General features: G+C 69.3%; 14 protein-coding genes. 6 read left to right on the top strand and 8 right to left on the bottom strand.

Features of this window, described 5'->3' with window-relative positions; translation table 11 throughout:
* Window positions 1–54: 54 nt before the first annotated feature.
* On the bottom strand, window positions 55–2,790 hold the full coding sequence (gene ppc, locus ACWGKJ_RS21165; RefSeq protein ID WP_385030784.1) for a phosphoenolpyruvate carboxylase: 2,736 nt from the start codon (window positions 2,788–2,790) through the stop codon (window positions 55–57).
* A 245-nt stretch (window positions 2,791–3,035) separates the two neighbouring features.
* Between ppc and ACWGKJ_RS21170 the strand changes: the two genes are divergently transcribed.
* From ACWGKJ_RS21170 to ACWGKJ_RS21180, 3 genes are all read left to right on the top strand, one after another.
* Complete coding sequence (locus ACWGKJ_RS21170; RefSeq protein ID WP_385030781.1) at window positions 3,036–4,019, top strand: acyl-CoA desaturase; 984 nt, start codon at window positions 3,036–3,038, stop codon at window positions 4,017–4,019.
* Window positions 4,016–4,705, top strand: coding sequence for a TetR family transcriptional regulator (locus ACWGKJ_RS21175; RefSeq protein ID WP_385030778.1), 690 nt, complete (start codon window positions 4,016–4,018; stop codon window positions 4,703–4,705). The genes ACWGKJ_RS21170 and ACWGKJ_RS21175 overlap by 4 nt, the downstream gene beginning before the upstream one ends.
* A 104-nt stretch (window positions 4,706–4,809) precedes the next feature.
* Window positions 4,810–5,412, top strand: coding sequence for a Uma2 family endonuclease (locus ACWGKJ_RS21180; protein WP_385030814.1), 603 nt, complete (start codon window positions 4,810–4,812; stop codon window positions 5,410–5,412).
* Between the two features lie 17 nt (window positions 5,413–5,429).
* On the opposite strand, the gene ACWGKJ_RS21185 is transcribed toward ACWGKJ_RS21180, so the two are convergent.
* The 3 genes from ACWGKJ_RS21185 to ACWGKJ_RS21195 form a co-directional block, all read right to left on the bottom strand.
* Complete coding sequence (locus ACWGKJ_RS21185; protein WP_385030775.1) at window positions 5,430–6,059, bottom strand: Uma2 family endonuclease; 630 nt, start codon at window positions 6,057–6,059, stop codon at window positions 5,430–5,432.
* Window positions 6,060–6,182: 123 nt separating this feature from the next.
* Window positions 6,183–6,545, bottom strand: a complete 363-nt coding sequence (locus ACWGKJ_RS21190) for a VOC family protein (RefSeq protein WP_385030772.1) — start codon at window positions 6,543–6,545, stop codon at window positions 6,183–6,185.
* Entirely contained in the window at window positions 6,542–7,330 is a 789-nt protein-coding gene (locus ACWGKJ_RS21195; protein ID WP_385030769.1) for a trans-aconitate 2-methyltransferase, read from the bottom strand. Before ACWGKJ_RS21195 ends, ACWGKJ_RS21190 begins: the two co-directional genes overlap by 4 nt.
* A 118-nt stretch (window positions 7,331–7,448) precedes the next feature.
* Between ACWGKJ_RS21195 and ACWGKJ_RS21200 the strand changes: the two genes are divergently transcribed.
* Window positions 7,449–7,946, top strand: a complete 498-nt coding sequence (locus tag ACWGKJ_RS21200; protein WP_385030766.1) for a MarR family winged helix-turn-helix transcriptional regulator — start codon at window positions 7,449–7,451, stop codon at window positions 7,944–7,946.
* On the opposite strand, the gene ACWGKJ_RS21205 is transcribed toward ACWGKJ_RS21200, so the two are convergent.
* The 4 genes from ACWGKJ_RS21205 to galT all read right to left on the bottom strand — a co-directional run bounded on the left by ACWGKJ_RS21205 (window position 7,905) and on the right by galT (window position 12,113).
* Window positions 7,905–8,684, bottom strand: a complete 780-nt coding sequence (locus tag ACWGKJ_RS21205) for a LuxR C-terminal-related transcriptional regulator (protein ID WP_385030763.1) — start codon at window positions 8,682–8,684, stop codon at window positions 7,905–7,907. The two genes, ACWGKJ_RS21200 and ACWGKJ_RS21205, sit on opposite strands and share 42 nt — an antisense overlap.
* Window positions 8,685–8,896: 212 nt before the next feature.
* Window positions 8,897–10,027 carry a galactokinase gene (gene galK, locus ACWGKJ_RS21210; RefSeq protein WP_385030760.1) on the bottom strand — a complete coding sequence of 377 codons (1,131 nt, stop codon included), beginning with the start codon at window positions 10,025–10,027 and terminating at the stop codon, window positions 8,897–8,899.
* A 59-nt stretch (window positions 10,028–10,086) separates the two neighbouring features.
* On the bottom strand, window positions 10,087–11,055 hold the full coding sequence (gene galE / locus ACWGKJ_RS21215) for a UDP-glucose 4-epimerase GalE (RefSeq protein WP_385030757.1): 969 nt from the start codon (window positions 11,053–11,055) through the stop codon (window positions 10,087–10,089).
* Entirely contained in the window at window positions 11,052–12,113 is a 1,062-nt protein-coding gene (galT, locus tag ACWGKJ_RS21220; protein WP_385030754.1) for a galactose-1-phosphate uridylyltransferase, read from the bottom strand. The genes galE and galT overlap by 4 nt, the downstream gene beginning before the upstream one ends.
* 218 nt (window positions 12,114–12,331) lie before the next feature.
* On the opposite strand from galT, the gene ACWGKJ_RS21225 reads away from it, so the two are divergent.
* Together ACWGKJ_RS21225 and ACWGKJ_RS21230 are read left to right on the top strand one after the other, a co-directional pair.
* The gene (locus ACWGKJ_RS21225; protein WP_385030751.1) at window positions 12,332–14,002 is read left to right on the top strand and encodes a sodium:solute symporter family protein; all 1,671 of its coding nucleotides are present in this window, start codon (window positions 12,332–12,334) and stop codon (window positions 14,000–14,002) included.
* Between the two features lie 15 nt (window positions 14,003–14,017).
* A complete protein-coding gene (locus ACWGKJ_RS21230; protein WP_385030748.1) occupies window positions 14,018–14,314 on the top strand; it encodes a hypothetical protein in 297 nt (98 codons plus the stop codon).
* Window positions 14,315–14,319: the final 5 nt, after the last annotated feature.

The following is a 14,319-nucleotide window of genomic DNA, read 5'->3' on the forward strand; positions in this document are numbered from 1 at the left end:
GGCGGGGAACCGAGGCGACGTCTGCCGCCCCGGGCCCCTGCCCCCGGCCGGAGGTCACCCCGTGTTGCGGAGCCCGGCGGCGACTCCGTTCACGGTGAGCAGCAGGGCCCGTGCGAGGGTCGGGTCCGCCTCCTCGCCGTTTTCGGCCGCTGCCCGCTGGCGGGCGAGCAGGGAGACCTGGAGGTAGGAGATCGGGTCCAGGTAGGCGTCCCGGATGGCGAAGGTCTGCTGGAGCGCGGGGTGGGAGTCCAGGAGCTGCTGGCCGCCGGTGATGCGCAGGACCTCGCGGACGGTGAGTTCGTGTTCGGCCTCGATGTCGGCGTAGACGTGCTTGAGTTCGTCGGGCACGAGGGTGTCGACGTAGTGCCTGGCGATCCGCAGGTCGGTCTTGGCGAGGGTCATCTCGACGTTGGAGATGAAGTTCCGGAAGAAGTGCCACTGTTCGTGCATTTCGTCCAGGACGGTGTCGAGTCCGGTCTCGCGCAGGGCCTTGAGGCCGGAGCCGACGCCGTACCAGCCGGGGACGATCTGCCGGGACTGGGTCCAGCCGAAGACCCAGGGGATGGCGCGCAGTCCGTCGAGCGAGACGCCCGAGCCGGGGCGGCGGGAGGGCCGGGAGCCGAGGTGCATGTCGGCGAGCTGGTCGACCGGCGTGGAGGCGAGGAAGTACGTCGGCAGGTCCGGGTCCTCGACCAGCTTGCGGTACGCGGCGTGCGCGGCGTCGGAGACGACGTCCATGGCCGCGTCCCAGCGGGCGAGTGCTTCGTCGGACTGGCGGGGCGCGGTGTGCAGGGCGGATGCCTGGAGGGTTGCCGCGACGGTCAGTTCGAGGTTCTCGCGGGCGAGTGCGGGGACGAGGTACTTGTCGGAGATGACCTCGCCCTGTTCGGTGACCTTGATCTCGCCTTCGAGGGTGCCCCAGGGCTGGGCGAGGATCGCGTCGTGGGAGGGGCCGCCGCCGCGGCCGACGGTGCCGCCGCGGCCGTGGAAGAGCCGCAGGCGTACGCCGTAGCGGTGGGCGACGTCGCGCAGCCGGCGCTGGGCGCGGTGGATCTCCCACTGGCTGGTGGTGATGCCGCCGAACTTGGAGGAGTCGGAGTAGCCGAGCATGACCTCCTGGACGTCGCCGCGCAGCGAGACGAGGCGCCGGTAGGAGGGGTCGGCGAGCATTTCGTCGAGGATGACGTCGGCGGCGCGCAGTTCGTCGGTGGTCTCCAGGAGCGGCACGATGCCGATCTTGGCCCAGCCGCCGTGCAGGTCGAGGAGGCCGGCTTCGCGGGCGAGTACGGCGGCGGCAAAGACGTCGTCGGCGCCCTGGCACATCGAGATGATGTAGGACTCGATGACTTCGGGGCCGAAGCGTTCGAAGGCCTGCTTGATGGTGTGGAAGACGCCGAGTGTCTTCTCGCCTGCCGCATCGAGGGGGGCGGGGCTGGGTGCGAGCGGGCGCCGGGACCTGAGTTCCTTGGCGAGGAGCTTCTGGCGGTATTCGCGGGGCATGTCGGCGTAGCGCCAGGATTCTTCGCCGAGGCGGTCGAAGAGCTGGCCGAGTGCGTGGTGGTGGGCGTCGGCGTGTTCGCGTACGTCCATGGTGGCGAGCTGGAGGCCGAACGCGGCGAGGGTGCGGATGGTGCGGTCCATGCGGCCGTCGGCGAAGAGTCCGCCGCGGTGGTCGCGGAGGGATGCCTGGATGAGGGTCAGGTCGCTGAGGAGTTCGGAGGTGCCGAGGTAGTCGCGGCCGACGCGGTGGGGGGTGCCCTTGGCGAGGCGTTCGCGGGTGTTGACGAGCTTCTGCCGGATGCAGGTGGCCTTGAGGCGGTAGGGCTCTTCGGCGTTGAGGCGCTTGTAGCGGGGGCTGATCTCGGGGAGGCGTTCCAGGTCGAGCTGGAGGGAGTCGAGGAGTTCCTGGGTGGCGCCGGTGTAGCGGATGGAGTTGGAGAGCAGTCCGCGCAGGTAGTCGATGAGGTCGATGGCGTCGGTGATGCCGTGTTCGTGCTGGAGGATCAGCACGTCCCAGGTGACGGCGGGGGTGACGTTGGGGTTGCCGTCGCGGTCGCCGCCGATCCAGGTGCCGAAGGAGAGCGGGCGGGTGCCGGGGGGCAGTTCGACGCCGACGCGGTCGAGTTCGGCGGCGAGGTCTTCGAGGACGTCGCCGACGGCTCCGGCGTGGAGTTCGTCAAGGTAGTAGATCGCGTTTCGCGCTTCGTCCGCGGGTTCGGGCCGTACGACGCGGAGCTCGTCGGTCTGCCAGATGAGGTCGATGCTCTCGGCGAGCCGCAGGTCGTGGCGGCGCCGGTCGGCCTCGATGACCGGGGTCTCCAGGAGCTCGGCGATGCGGCGCAGCTTGTTGAGTACGGAGCGGCGTGCGGCTTCGGTGGGGTGGGCGGTGAAGACGGGCCGTACGTTGAGGTTGCGTACGGTCGCGCGCAGGTGGTCGGGGTCGGCGTCCTTGAGCCGGTCCGCGGTGCGGGCGAGGAGTCCGCCTTCGGCGGCGCGTACGGCGCGCATCTCGCGGCCGCGGTGTACCTGCTCGGTGACGTTGGCCAGGTGGAAGTAGGTGGAGAAGGCGCGCACCAGCTTGGCGGCGGTCTCCAGCCCGGTGTCTCCGAGCAGCTCGGCGGCTGCTTCGCCGTCCTCGCGGGTGAGGGCGCGGACGCGTTCGACGAGTTCGAGCAGTTCGGGGCCCTCCTGGCGTACGAGGGTCTCGCCGAGCAGGTCGCCCAGGCGGCGGATGTCCGCGCGCAGCTCGGGGCTGGCGGTCGGGGTGGGGGTCAGATCGGCACTGCTCACAGGTGCGGCTCCTTGCAGTGTTGGCACGACTGGCGAAGGGGTCTGGGGGTCATTCCCAGAAGTCACAGAACGGACCGCGCTGTCCGACGACACGCACACAGGATAGGTGTCCGGTTGTCCGGCTCGCCGGGGCGTCCACAGCCCTCTTGCCGCGAGGCTGCTCGCTGACATACTTACGAGGCCGTAGGTTACGGAACCGTAGCCGGGCATCAGCCGCATTCCTCACCCCACGGGGGACGTCCCTTATGACCATTGGTCCCGATCTGATCGATGAAGCCCAGACCCCGACCGGTCCCACCACCCGCTCCGCGACGCTGGGCGGGGACAGCAAAGGCTCCGTGGAGCAGTTCGGTCTGCTGCTCTTCATCGTCGTGCCGTTCCTCGCTCTGGTCGCGGCGGTGCCGCTGGCCTGGCGGTGGGGCGGTGTGAGCTGGCTCGATCTGGGTCTGCTCGTGGTGATGTACTACGTCGGGTGCCATGGCATCACGATCGGTTTCCACCGGTATTTCACCCATGGCGCTTTCAAGGCCAGGCGTCCGCTGCGGATCGTGCTGGCCATGATGGGCTCGCTGGCGGTCGAGGGGCCGCTGGTGCGGTGGGTGGCCGATCACCGCAAGCACCACAAGTTCTCCGACGCGGAGGGCGACCCGCATTCGCCGTGGCGGTACGGCGATACGTTCCCGGCCCTGCTCAAGGGGTTGTGGTGGGCGCACATGGCGTGGATGTTCGACGAGGAGCAGACCCCGCAGCACAAGTACGCACCGGATCTGATCAAGGACCCGGCGATCCGCTGGATCTCGCGGAACTTCATCTACTGGACGGGTGCGTCGCTGGCGATTCCGCCGCTGGTGGGCGGTCTGGTGACGATGTCGTGGTGGGGCGCTTTCACGGCGTTCTTCTGGGGCTCGCTGGTCCGGGTGGCGCTGCTCCACCATGTGACCTGGTCGATCAACTCGATCTGTCATGCGGTGGGCCGGCGGCCGTTCAAGTCGCGTGACCGTTCGGGCAATGTGTGGTGGCTGGCGATCCTGTCGTGCGGGGAGTCCTGGCACAACCTGCACCACGCGGACCCGACGTGCGCCCGGCACGGGGTGCTGCGGGGCCAGCTGGACTCCAGCGCGCGTCTGATCCGCTGGTTCGAGCTGCTGGGCTGGGCGTACGACGTGCGCTGGCCGTCGGCTGAGCGGATCGATGCCCGGCGCAAGAGTGAGCTCACAGAGACGGCATGATGACAGACGTGGCGATCGAAGGCAGCAGTACCAGCGGTGGCAAGAACCGCCCGCCCGCGGCCCGGCGTGCGCGCCGGGTCCGTATGACGGGGAAGGAACGCCGCGAGCAGCTGCTGGACATCGGCCGCACTCTCTTCGCCGCGAAGGGTTTCGAGGGCACGTCGGTGGAGGAGATCGCGGCGAAGGCCGGGGTCTCCAAGCCGGTGGTGTACGAGCACTTCGGCGGCAAGGAGGGCCTGTACGCGGTGGTGGTGGACCGGGAGATGCGTCAGCTGCTGGACCTGGTGACGGGTTCGCTGACGGCGGGCCACCCGCGTGAGCTGTGTGAGCAGGCGGCGTTCGCGCTGCTCGACTACATCGAGGAGTACACGGACGGTTTCCGCATTCTGGTGCGGGATTCGCCGGTGGCCCAGTCGACGGGGACGTTCGCGTCGCTGATCAGCGATATCGCCACGCAGGTGGAGGACATCCTGGGCATGGAGTTCAAGGCGCGGGGCTTCGACCAGAAGCTGGCGCCGCTGTATGCGCAGGCGCTGGTCGGCATGGTGGCGCTGACGGGCCAGTGGTGGCTGGACGTCCGCAAGCCGCCGAAGGCGGAGGTGGCGGCGCATCTGGTGAACCTGGCGTGGCACGGGCTGGACGGCCTGGAGCCGAAGCCGCGGCTGATAGGCCACCGGAAGGGGTGAGCGGCCCTTGGCCAGGGCCGTGGCCTCACTCGTTGTGATGACTCACACGCTTTTCGGCCGCTGGTGTGGTGGGACAGGGCGAGAATCCGCCCATGGCAGAACCCATGGCCGCCGAGCTGCCGGGCGGTGACCGTTTCCGCCGGCCCGTACCACCACCGGACGGACACACCGTGGACGACCTGTTCACGCTGCCCGGTCTCCCGCCGCACACCGAGCTGATCGACGGGAGCCTTGTCTTCGCGCGTCCTCAACGGAATTTCCACAGCACGATGGTCGACCTGTTGATGGCCGGGTTGCGCAGCACAGTGGCCGGGCATCTGAAGGTCATTCGCCAGATGACGGTCGTCCTGGACCGCCGCGATGGACCCGAGCCCGATGTCTCCGTCGTCCACGCGAGTGCTGTCACCAGCCTTGAGCAGAACAGCTTCGTGGCGGCGGATGTCTTGCTCGCTGTCGAGGTCGTCTCCCCCGACTCGGAGGCCCGCGACCGCGACACCAAGCCACGCAAATACGCGGCAGCCGGCATCCCGCATTTCTGGCTCGTCGAGATGGCGGGAGCGAACCAGCACCCCGTGGTCCGTGTCTACGAGCTCGACCCGGTGACCAAGGCGTACGCGCTGAACGGCATTCACCATGATCAGCTGAAACTCGGGGTTCCGTACGACATCCGTATCGACATCACACTGGACGCGCTCAAGCAGCTCTGAACGGGCCCAGGGAGGCGTCAGGCCCCGGTGATGTCGCTGCCGATAGCGAAGCCCTTCGCCGGGCCTTCGGGGAGCACCGCGTCCGTGCCGTAGGGGACGCGGTGCTCGTCCGTGTAGACGGCCTTCTTCGTGTCGGGTGAGGTCAGCAGGACGACCGTGCCGTCGCCGTCGTGGTCGTCCACGAGAACGTAGAGCGCAATGCCCGCACGGGCGTACTCGCGGCGTTTGCGGATCCGGTCCCGCTGCTCGTTCTGCCGACCGGGCGAGACGACCTCGATGATTGCGGACACCCCGGCGGCGTCGACTCCCAGGCCGTCCTCGTCCGGGATCTCGTCCAGATCGAGCGGGGCCACGAAGAGATCCGGGACCCACGTTTTGCGGTGGTGGATCACATTGATGTCATGGTGGACGACCTCGCCGTGGTCTCCGCCGGCCAGGTGAGCGTCCAGCGCGCGGCGGATTCGTCCGATGAGCACGCCGTGACGGCGGCGACCTGTAGGTGACACCTCGATGGACCCCTCGATGATCTCGGCCCGGTAGCCCTCGGGGAGATCCATGGCTTTCCACGCCTGCCAGAGGACCTCGTCCAGGTCGGAGACCGGATCGTCGTCCACAGCCGGGGAAACCTCGTGTGCGAGAGCGGTCATCGTGAAGCACCTCCTCCATCAGTGTGGGCGCGGGCGCCACAGCGGCACAAGCGACACCGCCAAGCTAGGTGTCAGAGGGGCCCCGCGGCGCCCTACACGATGTGATCATCCGAAAGGGTGAGGTCAGCCCACCGGCTCCAGGAACTCGATGCGGTTTCCGGCCGGGTCCCAGGAGTAGAAGCGGCGGTGGCCGGGAAGGTCGCCGTCCCAGACCACTTTCGCGCCGCGGGATTCCAGCAGGGCGCCGTACGCCTCGATGCCGGTGACGCGGAGCGCCGGGTGGGCCTTGACCGAGGGGCGGTGGCCCTCCTCCATACCGAGGTGCAGCTGGACCGGGCCCGACTGGAACCAGCAGCCTCCCCGGGCGGCGAGGGCCGGGGGCTTGGGGATCTCGGTCATGCCGAGCACCCCGGCGTAGTAGGCGCGGAGGGTGTCCTCGGTGCCGGGCCGGGCGGCGAGCTGGATGTGGTCGACCGCGGTGATCATCGCTGCTCCCGGTGGGCGACGGCGAAGATGCGGCGGAACGGGAAGACCGTGCCGTGCGGGCCCGGCGGGTAGGCATCGCGGAGCAGGTCGCGGTATTCGGTGAGGAAGGCGGCCGTGGCCTCCTCGTCGTCGGCGAGGGCGGTGAGGACCGGGCGCAGGGCGGTGCCCTTGACCCAGTCGAGTACCGGGTCGTCGCCGGTGAGGAGCTGGAGGTAGGTGGTCTCCCAGACGTCGGCCGCGCAGCCGAGGGCGGTGAGGCGGGAGAGGTATGCGGCGGGCTCCAGGACGGCTCCCGTGCGGTCTCCGACGCCGGAGAGGCGGGTTTTCCAGCGCGGGGACTCGCGCAGGGCGGCGAGGAGGGTGTGGCTGGGTGCGGTGAAGTTGCCCGGCACCTGGAAGGCGAAGGTGGCGCCGGGGGCGAGGGCGTCCAGCCAGTCGGAAAAGCGGTCGGCGTGGCCGGGTACCCACTGGAGGAGGGCGTTGGAGACGAGCAGGTCGTACGGTTCGGCGGGGGTCCAGGTGGTGGCGTCCGCGGGGGCGAAGGTGAGTCGGGGGCCCGCGTACTGCCGGGCCCGCTCCAGCATCTGCGGGGAGTTGTCGAAGCCGGTGATCCGGGCGTTCGGCCAGCGGTCGGCGAGCAGGGCGGTGGCGTTGCCGGCGCCGCAGCCGAGGTCGGCGATGGTGGCCGGGGTGCCGGGGATCCGGCTCAGGAGGTCGTGGAAGGGTCGGGTGCGGTGGTCCGCGTGGCGCAGGTACTGCTGCGGATCCCAGGTGGGTGCGGTCATGGGAGCAGCATTCCCCGATAATTCTCTTGATGTCAAGATAGTTGCAGTCAAGATGGTTGCGGTCGAGATAGTTGACGCCAAGAGACTTCATGTCGACAGACCCTCTACACTGATCCACATGGAGGATGAGGTCGACCGGCTGGTCGCTGCGTGGCGCCGTGAGCGCCCCGACCTCGACGTGGAACCACTTGAGGTCCTGAGCCGTGTGTCCAGGCTGGCGCGCCATCTCGACCGCGCCCGCCGGCTCGCGTTCTCCGAGCACAGTCTGGAGCCCTGGGAGTTCGACGTCCTGACGTCGTTGCGCCGCGCGGGCGACCCGTACCAGCTCTCCCCCGGACAGCTGCTGACCCAGACCCTGGTCACGTCGGGCACCATGACCAACCGCATCGACCGGCTCGCCACCAAGGGGCTCGTCGAGCGGCTGCCCGACCCCAGCGACCGGCGCGGGGTGCTGGTCCGGCTGACCGACGAGGGGCGGGACCGGGCCGACCAGGCGCTGGCCGGGCTGCTCGCCCAGGAGCGCGCACTGCTCGCCGAGCTCTCCCGTACCCAGCGGGGTGAACTGGCCAGTCTGCTACGCCAGTTGACCGCCCCGTTCGACAACATCCCCGGCTGAGGGCGGTCCTTCGGCGGGCCCGACGCCCGCGCGTCTCGCCAGGGCGACCGCGGCCAGCGTGGAGTGCACGCCGAGCTTGCCCAGTACGTTCTGCATATGCGTACGGACGGTGTGCGGGGAGAGGAAGAGCCGCTCGGCCACCGCCTTGCGGCCCAGGCCCGCGACCATGCACCGCAGCACCTCGCGCTCCCTCGGCGTCAGCGCCTCGACCAGCAACTCGCCCTTGGTGCGGTGCCGTTGGGCGCTGTTCAGCTCCCGCAGTACGCCGGTGAGCAGGGCGGGCGGCAGATGCGTCTCGCCCCGCAGGACGCCCCGGACCACGGCGAGCAGACGCTGGAGCGAACAGTCCTTGGCGACCCACCCCGAGGCCCCGGTCTGGAGGGCCAGCGCGGCCCGGCGCGGGTCGTCGCGCGCCGCGAGGACGACGGTCCGCAGCGCGGGCCGGGCCGCACGCGCCGCGGCTGCCAGCGCGATGCCGTCCCCCGGGGCGCTCTCGGCGGCGCCGGACGCGGCGGCCGGGCGGTGGCTGCCCCACCCCGCCGCGCCACCGAGATCGGCGTCGGCCAGCAGCACATCGAAGGGACGCGCGTCCGCCGCCGCCCTGTCCAGACTGCGCAGTGCGGCCGGAGCGCTGCCCGCGGCCGTGACCTCCACGCCGGGCTCGGCGGCGAGGGCCGCGGCGAGCGACTCGGCGAAGATGCGGTGGTCGTCGACGACGAGAACACGAATATGACCCATAGGAACCCCCACGCCCGCGCACCGGACCCCCACCGGTGGCTCTGGTTCAGGGTACGGGCGCACATCGGGTGCGTCCGGTGATTGGGAACACCGGGCCCGGGGAGCGAGGGGCGGGGAGCGAGGGCAGGGGAACGAGCGACGGGCGGGAAGCACCGGACGGGGCCTCGTGGGCCTCAGTGGCCACGCCCCGCCGCCCCGCCCCCGCCGACGCCTCAGCTCAGCCGGCGCGCCCCCGCCGATGCCGTGGCGGTGAAGATCCGCGGGGCCGTGTACCCGGCCCCGGCGAACGCCTCGGTCACCGCCTTGCTCACCGCCTCCGCGTGCACCTCCTCGACGAGCACGATCGCCGATCCGCCGAAGCCGCCGCCGGTCATCCGGGCTCCCAGCGCGCCGCCTTCGTTGGCCGCCGCCACCACCAGGTCCAGCTCCTCGCAGGAGACCAGCAGGTCGTCGCGGAGGGAGGCGTGGCCGTCGGTGAGGATCGGGCCGACCCCGCGTACGTCGCCCGCGTCGAGGAGCGCGACCGTCCGCGCCACCCGGTGGTTGTCCGAGACGACATGGCGGACATAGCCGCGCACCTTCGGGTCGGTGAGCCGGTCCAGCGCCTCCGGCAGCTGCTCGTACGGCACATCGCGCAGCGCGGGAACGCCCAGGATCCGGGCGCCCTCCTCGCAGCCCGCGCGCCGCTCGGCGTAGGCGCCGTCGCCCAGGGCGTGCTTGACCCTGGTGTCCACGACGAGCAGCCGCAGCCCCTGGGCGGCCAGGTCGAAGGGGACCTGGCGTATCGAGTGGTCCCGGCAGTCGAGGTGCAGGGCATGGCCGTCGGCGCAGCAGGCCGATGCCGTCTGGTCCATGACTCCGCAGGGCACCCCGACGAAGGCGTTCTCGGCGCGCTGGGCGATCAGCGCCAGCTGGTTGCAGTCCAGGCCCAGTCCGAACAGGTCGTTGAGGGCGAGCGCGGTGACGACTTCGAGGGCGGCGGACGAGGAGAGTCCGGCGCCGGTGGGGACCGTGGAGCTGAGGTGGATGTCGGCGCCCGTCACCGGGTGGCCCGCCTCGCGCAGCGCCCAGACGACGCCCGCCGGGTAGGCCGCCCAGCTGGTGTTGGTGAGCGGTTCGAGTTCGTCGGTGCGCAGCTGGACGACGCCGCCCTCGATGTCCGCCGAGAACAGCCGCAGTACGCCGTCGGTGCGCCGGGACACCTGCGCGACGGCGGTGTGCGGCAGGGCGAGCGGCATGACGAAGCCCTCGTTGAAGTCGGTGTACTCACCGATGAGGTTGACCCGGCCGGGCGCGGCCCAGGTGCCCTCGGGGGCCGACCCGTACAGCTCCTCGAAACTCATTGCTCAGCAACTCCCCTGCTGTGGGACCTGTCGTGGGACCTGTCGTGGGACAACTCTGACTACGCCGGTGTGCGGATGTGCTGCGCGAAGGCCCAGGCGTCGGAGACGATCCCGGCCAGATCGGGGCGCGAGGGGGTCCAGCCGAGCCGCTCGCGTGCGGTGTCGGCGGAGGCGACGAGCGTGGCCGGGTCGCCCGCGCGGCGCCCCGCGGCCTGCTCGGGGACGGGGTGCCCGGTGACCTTGCGTACGGTCTCGATGACCTCGCGGACCGAGAACCCGCTGCCGTTGCCGAGGTTGCAGATCAGGTGCTCGCCCGCGGTGGCCGCGTCCAGGGCGAGCAGATGGGCCTCGGCGAGGTCCGCGACATGGATGTAGTCGCGGACGCAGGTGCCGTCCGGGGTGGGGTAGTCCTCGCCGTACACGGAGATGGCGTCGCGGCGGCCCTGCGCGACCTGGAGGACCAGCGGGATGAGGTGCGACTCGGGGTCATGGCGCTCGCCGTACGTCTTGTAGGCGCCCGCGACGTTGAAGTACCGCAGGCTGGCGGCGGCCAGGCCGTGCGCCGCGCACTCGCCGCTGATCATGTGGTCGACGGCGAGCTTCGTGGCGCCGTACGGGTTGGTCGGCGCCGTGGGGGCGCTCTCCCTGATCGGTACGGCCGTGGGCTCGCCGTAGGCCGCGGCGGTGGAGGAGAACACCAGGGTGCGGACACCGGCCGAGCGCATCGCGGCGAGCAGCGCGGTGGTGCCGCCGACGTTGTTGAGCCAGTACTTCTCGGGGTTGACGACCGACTCGCCGACCTGTGAGGAGGCGGCGAAGTGCAGGACACCGTCGTACGAAGAGTCGAGCCAGCGGGCGGCGTCCTGGATGCGGCCCTCGATGAAGGCGGCGCCGTCGGGGACGGAGGCGCGGAAGCCGGTGGAAAGGTCGTCGAGCACGGTCACCTCGTGCCCGGCCTCCAGGAGGTGGGCGGCCACGACACTGCCGACGTATCCCGCGCCACCGGTGACCAGGTACTTCTTGCTCACTTGCTCGCTACCTCTCGCAGTCGCTCGGCCGCGGCCTCCGGCGGCACGTCATTCACAAAGACGTTCATGCCCGACTCGGAACCCGCGAGGAACTTCAGCTTGCCCGAAGTACGGCGAATGGTGAAAAGCTCAAGATGCAGGGCGAATTCGTCCCGCTTGATGCCGTATCCCTCCAGCTCGCCGAAGGGCGCCTGGTGGAGCGCGGAGACATACGGCGTCGGCGGCTCGCCCTCGCCGAAGATCCGGTCGAAGCGCTTCAACAGTTCCAGATACATCTGTGGAAACTCTGTGCGCGCGTCCTCGCCGAGGAAGCGCAGGTCGGGTACGCGCTGCTTGGGGTAGAGGTGCACCTCGTACGGCCAGTGCGCGGCGTACGGGACGAACGCCACCCAGTGCGCGCCCTCCAGGACCACCCGGGAGCCGTCGGCCATCTCGCGGGCGACGGTCTCGTCGAAGAGGTTCCGGCCGCCGCTGCTCTCCTGGAACGCCTCGGCGGAGCGCAGCATCAGCGCGGTGCGCGGGGTGATGAAGGGGTAACCGTAGATCTGGCCGTGCGGGTGGCCGAGGGTGACACCGATCTCGGCGCCGCGGTTCTCGAAGCAGAACACCTGCTTGACGGCGGGGAGTTCGGCCAGCTCGGCGGTCCGGTCGGTCCATGCCTCCAGGACCAGGCCGGCCTGTTCGGGGGTGAGGTCGGCGAAGGAGGCGTGGTGGTCGGAGGTGAAGCAGACGACCTCGCAGCGGCCGGAGTCACCGGTGAGCGAGGGGAAGCGGTTCTCGAAGACGGCGACGTCGTAGTCGGCTTCGGGGACCTCGCTGAGCCGTCCGTCGCGTGAGGGGCAGAGCGGGCACTCGTCGGCCGGCGGGTGGTAGGTGCGCTCCTGGCGGTGCGAGGAGATGGCGACCGCGTCACCGAGCAGCGGGTCGGTGCGGATCTCGGATGCGGTGGCGACGGGGCCGAGGGGGCGCCGGTCCACGGCGTCACGTACGACATCGTCCCGGCTGTCGTAGTAGAGCAGCTCACGACCGTCGGCGAGGCGGGTCGATGTCTTCTTCACTCTGGCGCTCCTCGCCCACTGCTACTACCCAAACAGAACCGCACACAACAAACCACAAGTCAACAGAACAGTCAATGGGGACGCAGCAAGCGCTTTCATCGGGACATACCAACCAGCCCGATCACAATCAAACAAAGAACACCAACCATGTGTTCAATTTTTGAACATGTAGGCGTAGGTTCCACTCCGGAAAAGTTCTGGCAACGAAGCGAGTACTCATGCAATACCTGGCTGCCGGACTCCGGCTCCCCACGAACGGGCTCGACTACACCATTCTGGCGATCTACTTCATCGTGGTCCTGGGCATCGGATTCGCTGCCAGGGCAAGTGTGAAGACGAGCCTCGACTTCTTCCTCTCCGGCCGTTCGCTGCCCGCCTGGGTCACCGGTCTGGCCTTCGTCGCGGCCAACCTCGGCGCCACCGAGATCCTCGGCATGGCGGCGACCGGCGCGCAGTACGGTGTGGCCGTCGTCCACTGGTACTGGATCGGCGCCATCCCCGCCATGGTCTTCCTCGGCCTGGTGATGATGCCCTTCTACTACAAGTCGAAGGTGCGCTCGGTCCCCGAGTTCCTGCTGCACCGCTTCGACAAGTCGGCGCACCTGCTGAGCTCCATACTCTTCGCCTTCTCGGCGGTCCTCATCGCGGGCGTGAACCTCTACGCCCTGTCGATCGTCGTGGAGGCGCTCCTGGGCTGGCCGCAGTGGGTCGCGATCGTCGTCGCCGGCCTCTTCGTCCTCATCTACATCACCATCGGCGGCCTCTCGTCGGCGATCTACAACGAGGTGCTGCAGTTCTTCGTCATCCTCGCCGCGCTGATCCCGCTCACCATCCTCGGCCTCAAGCGGGTCGGCGGCTGGGACGGCCTCTCGGACACGCTCACCAAGAGCAAGGGTCATGACTTCATGACCGCCTGGGGCGGCACCTCGATCGGCCACGCGAACCCGCTCGGCGCGAACTGGCTGACGATCATCCTGGGCCTGGGCTTCGTGCTCTCCTTCGGCTACTGGACGACGAACTTCGCCGAGGTGCAGCGCGCGCTCTCCGCGAAGAACCTCTCCGCCGCCCAGCGCACCCCGCTGATCGCCGCCATCCCGAAGATGTTCATCGTCTTCCTCGTGATGATCCCGGGCCTGGTCGCCGCCGTCATCGCCCCGAAGATCGGCACCTCCGGCTCGGATCTCACGTACAACGACGCGATTCCGCTGCTGATGCAGGAGCTGCTGCCCAACGGTGTGCTCGGTATCGCGGTGACGGGTCTGCTGGCCGCCTTCATGGCCGGTATGGCCGCCAACGTCTCCTCGTTCAACACCGTCTTCACGACGGACATCTGGGCGCGGTACGTGAAGAAGGACAAGCCCGACACGTACTACCTGCGCTTCGGACGGCTGATCACGGCGATCGGTGTGCTGGCCTCCATAGGCACGGCCTTCATCGCCTCCAGCTTCTCCAACATCATGAGCTACCTCCAGACGCTCTTCTCCTTCTTCAACGTCCCGCTGTTCGTGGTCTTCATCATCGGCATGTTCTGGAAGCGCGCCTCGATGAAGTCCGGTGTGTGGGGCCTGCTCGCCGGTACCTGCGCCGCGATGCTCAACTACTTCTGGATCTACAAGCAGGGCATCATCGACATCCCGAGCGACCAGGGCGCCAACTTCGTCTCGGCGATCGTCGGTTTTGTCGCGGGTGCGGTCGTCATGGTGGCCGTCACGCTCTTCACCGCCCCCAAGCCGGTGTCCGAACTGGCCGGTCTGGTCTACGGAACGGAGTCGCCGGACGCACCGGAGGCACCCGCCGAGGGCGACGACGCCTGGTACCGCAAGCCCGCTCTGCTCGGCTGGGGCGCCATCGTCATCGCCGCCCTGTGCTACCTGCCCTACTCGCTCTGATCGGAGGCACCCACCATGTCTGAACTGCAGAACGAAGTCTCCGAACTGGAGAAGAAGTCCGCGACGGCGGCCCGCCTCTTCGACATCCGGCGCATCATCGGCGGACTGTTCGTGGTCTACGGGATCATCGTCACAATCGCCGGGTTCACCACGTCCGACGCTGACCTCAAGAAGGCCCAGGGCGTCAACATCAACCTCTGGACCGGGCTGGCGATGCTGGTGCTCGGCCTGTTCTTCCTGGTCTGGCTGTGGCTGCGCCCGGTGGCGCCGCCCACGCCGGACGAGACCCCGGCCGGGGAGAAGACGCCGTAACGGAG

The sequence above is a fragment of the Streptomyces sp. NPDC054757 genome, assembly GCF_053612185.1.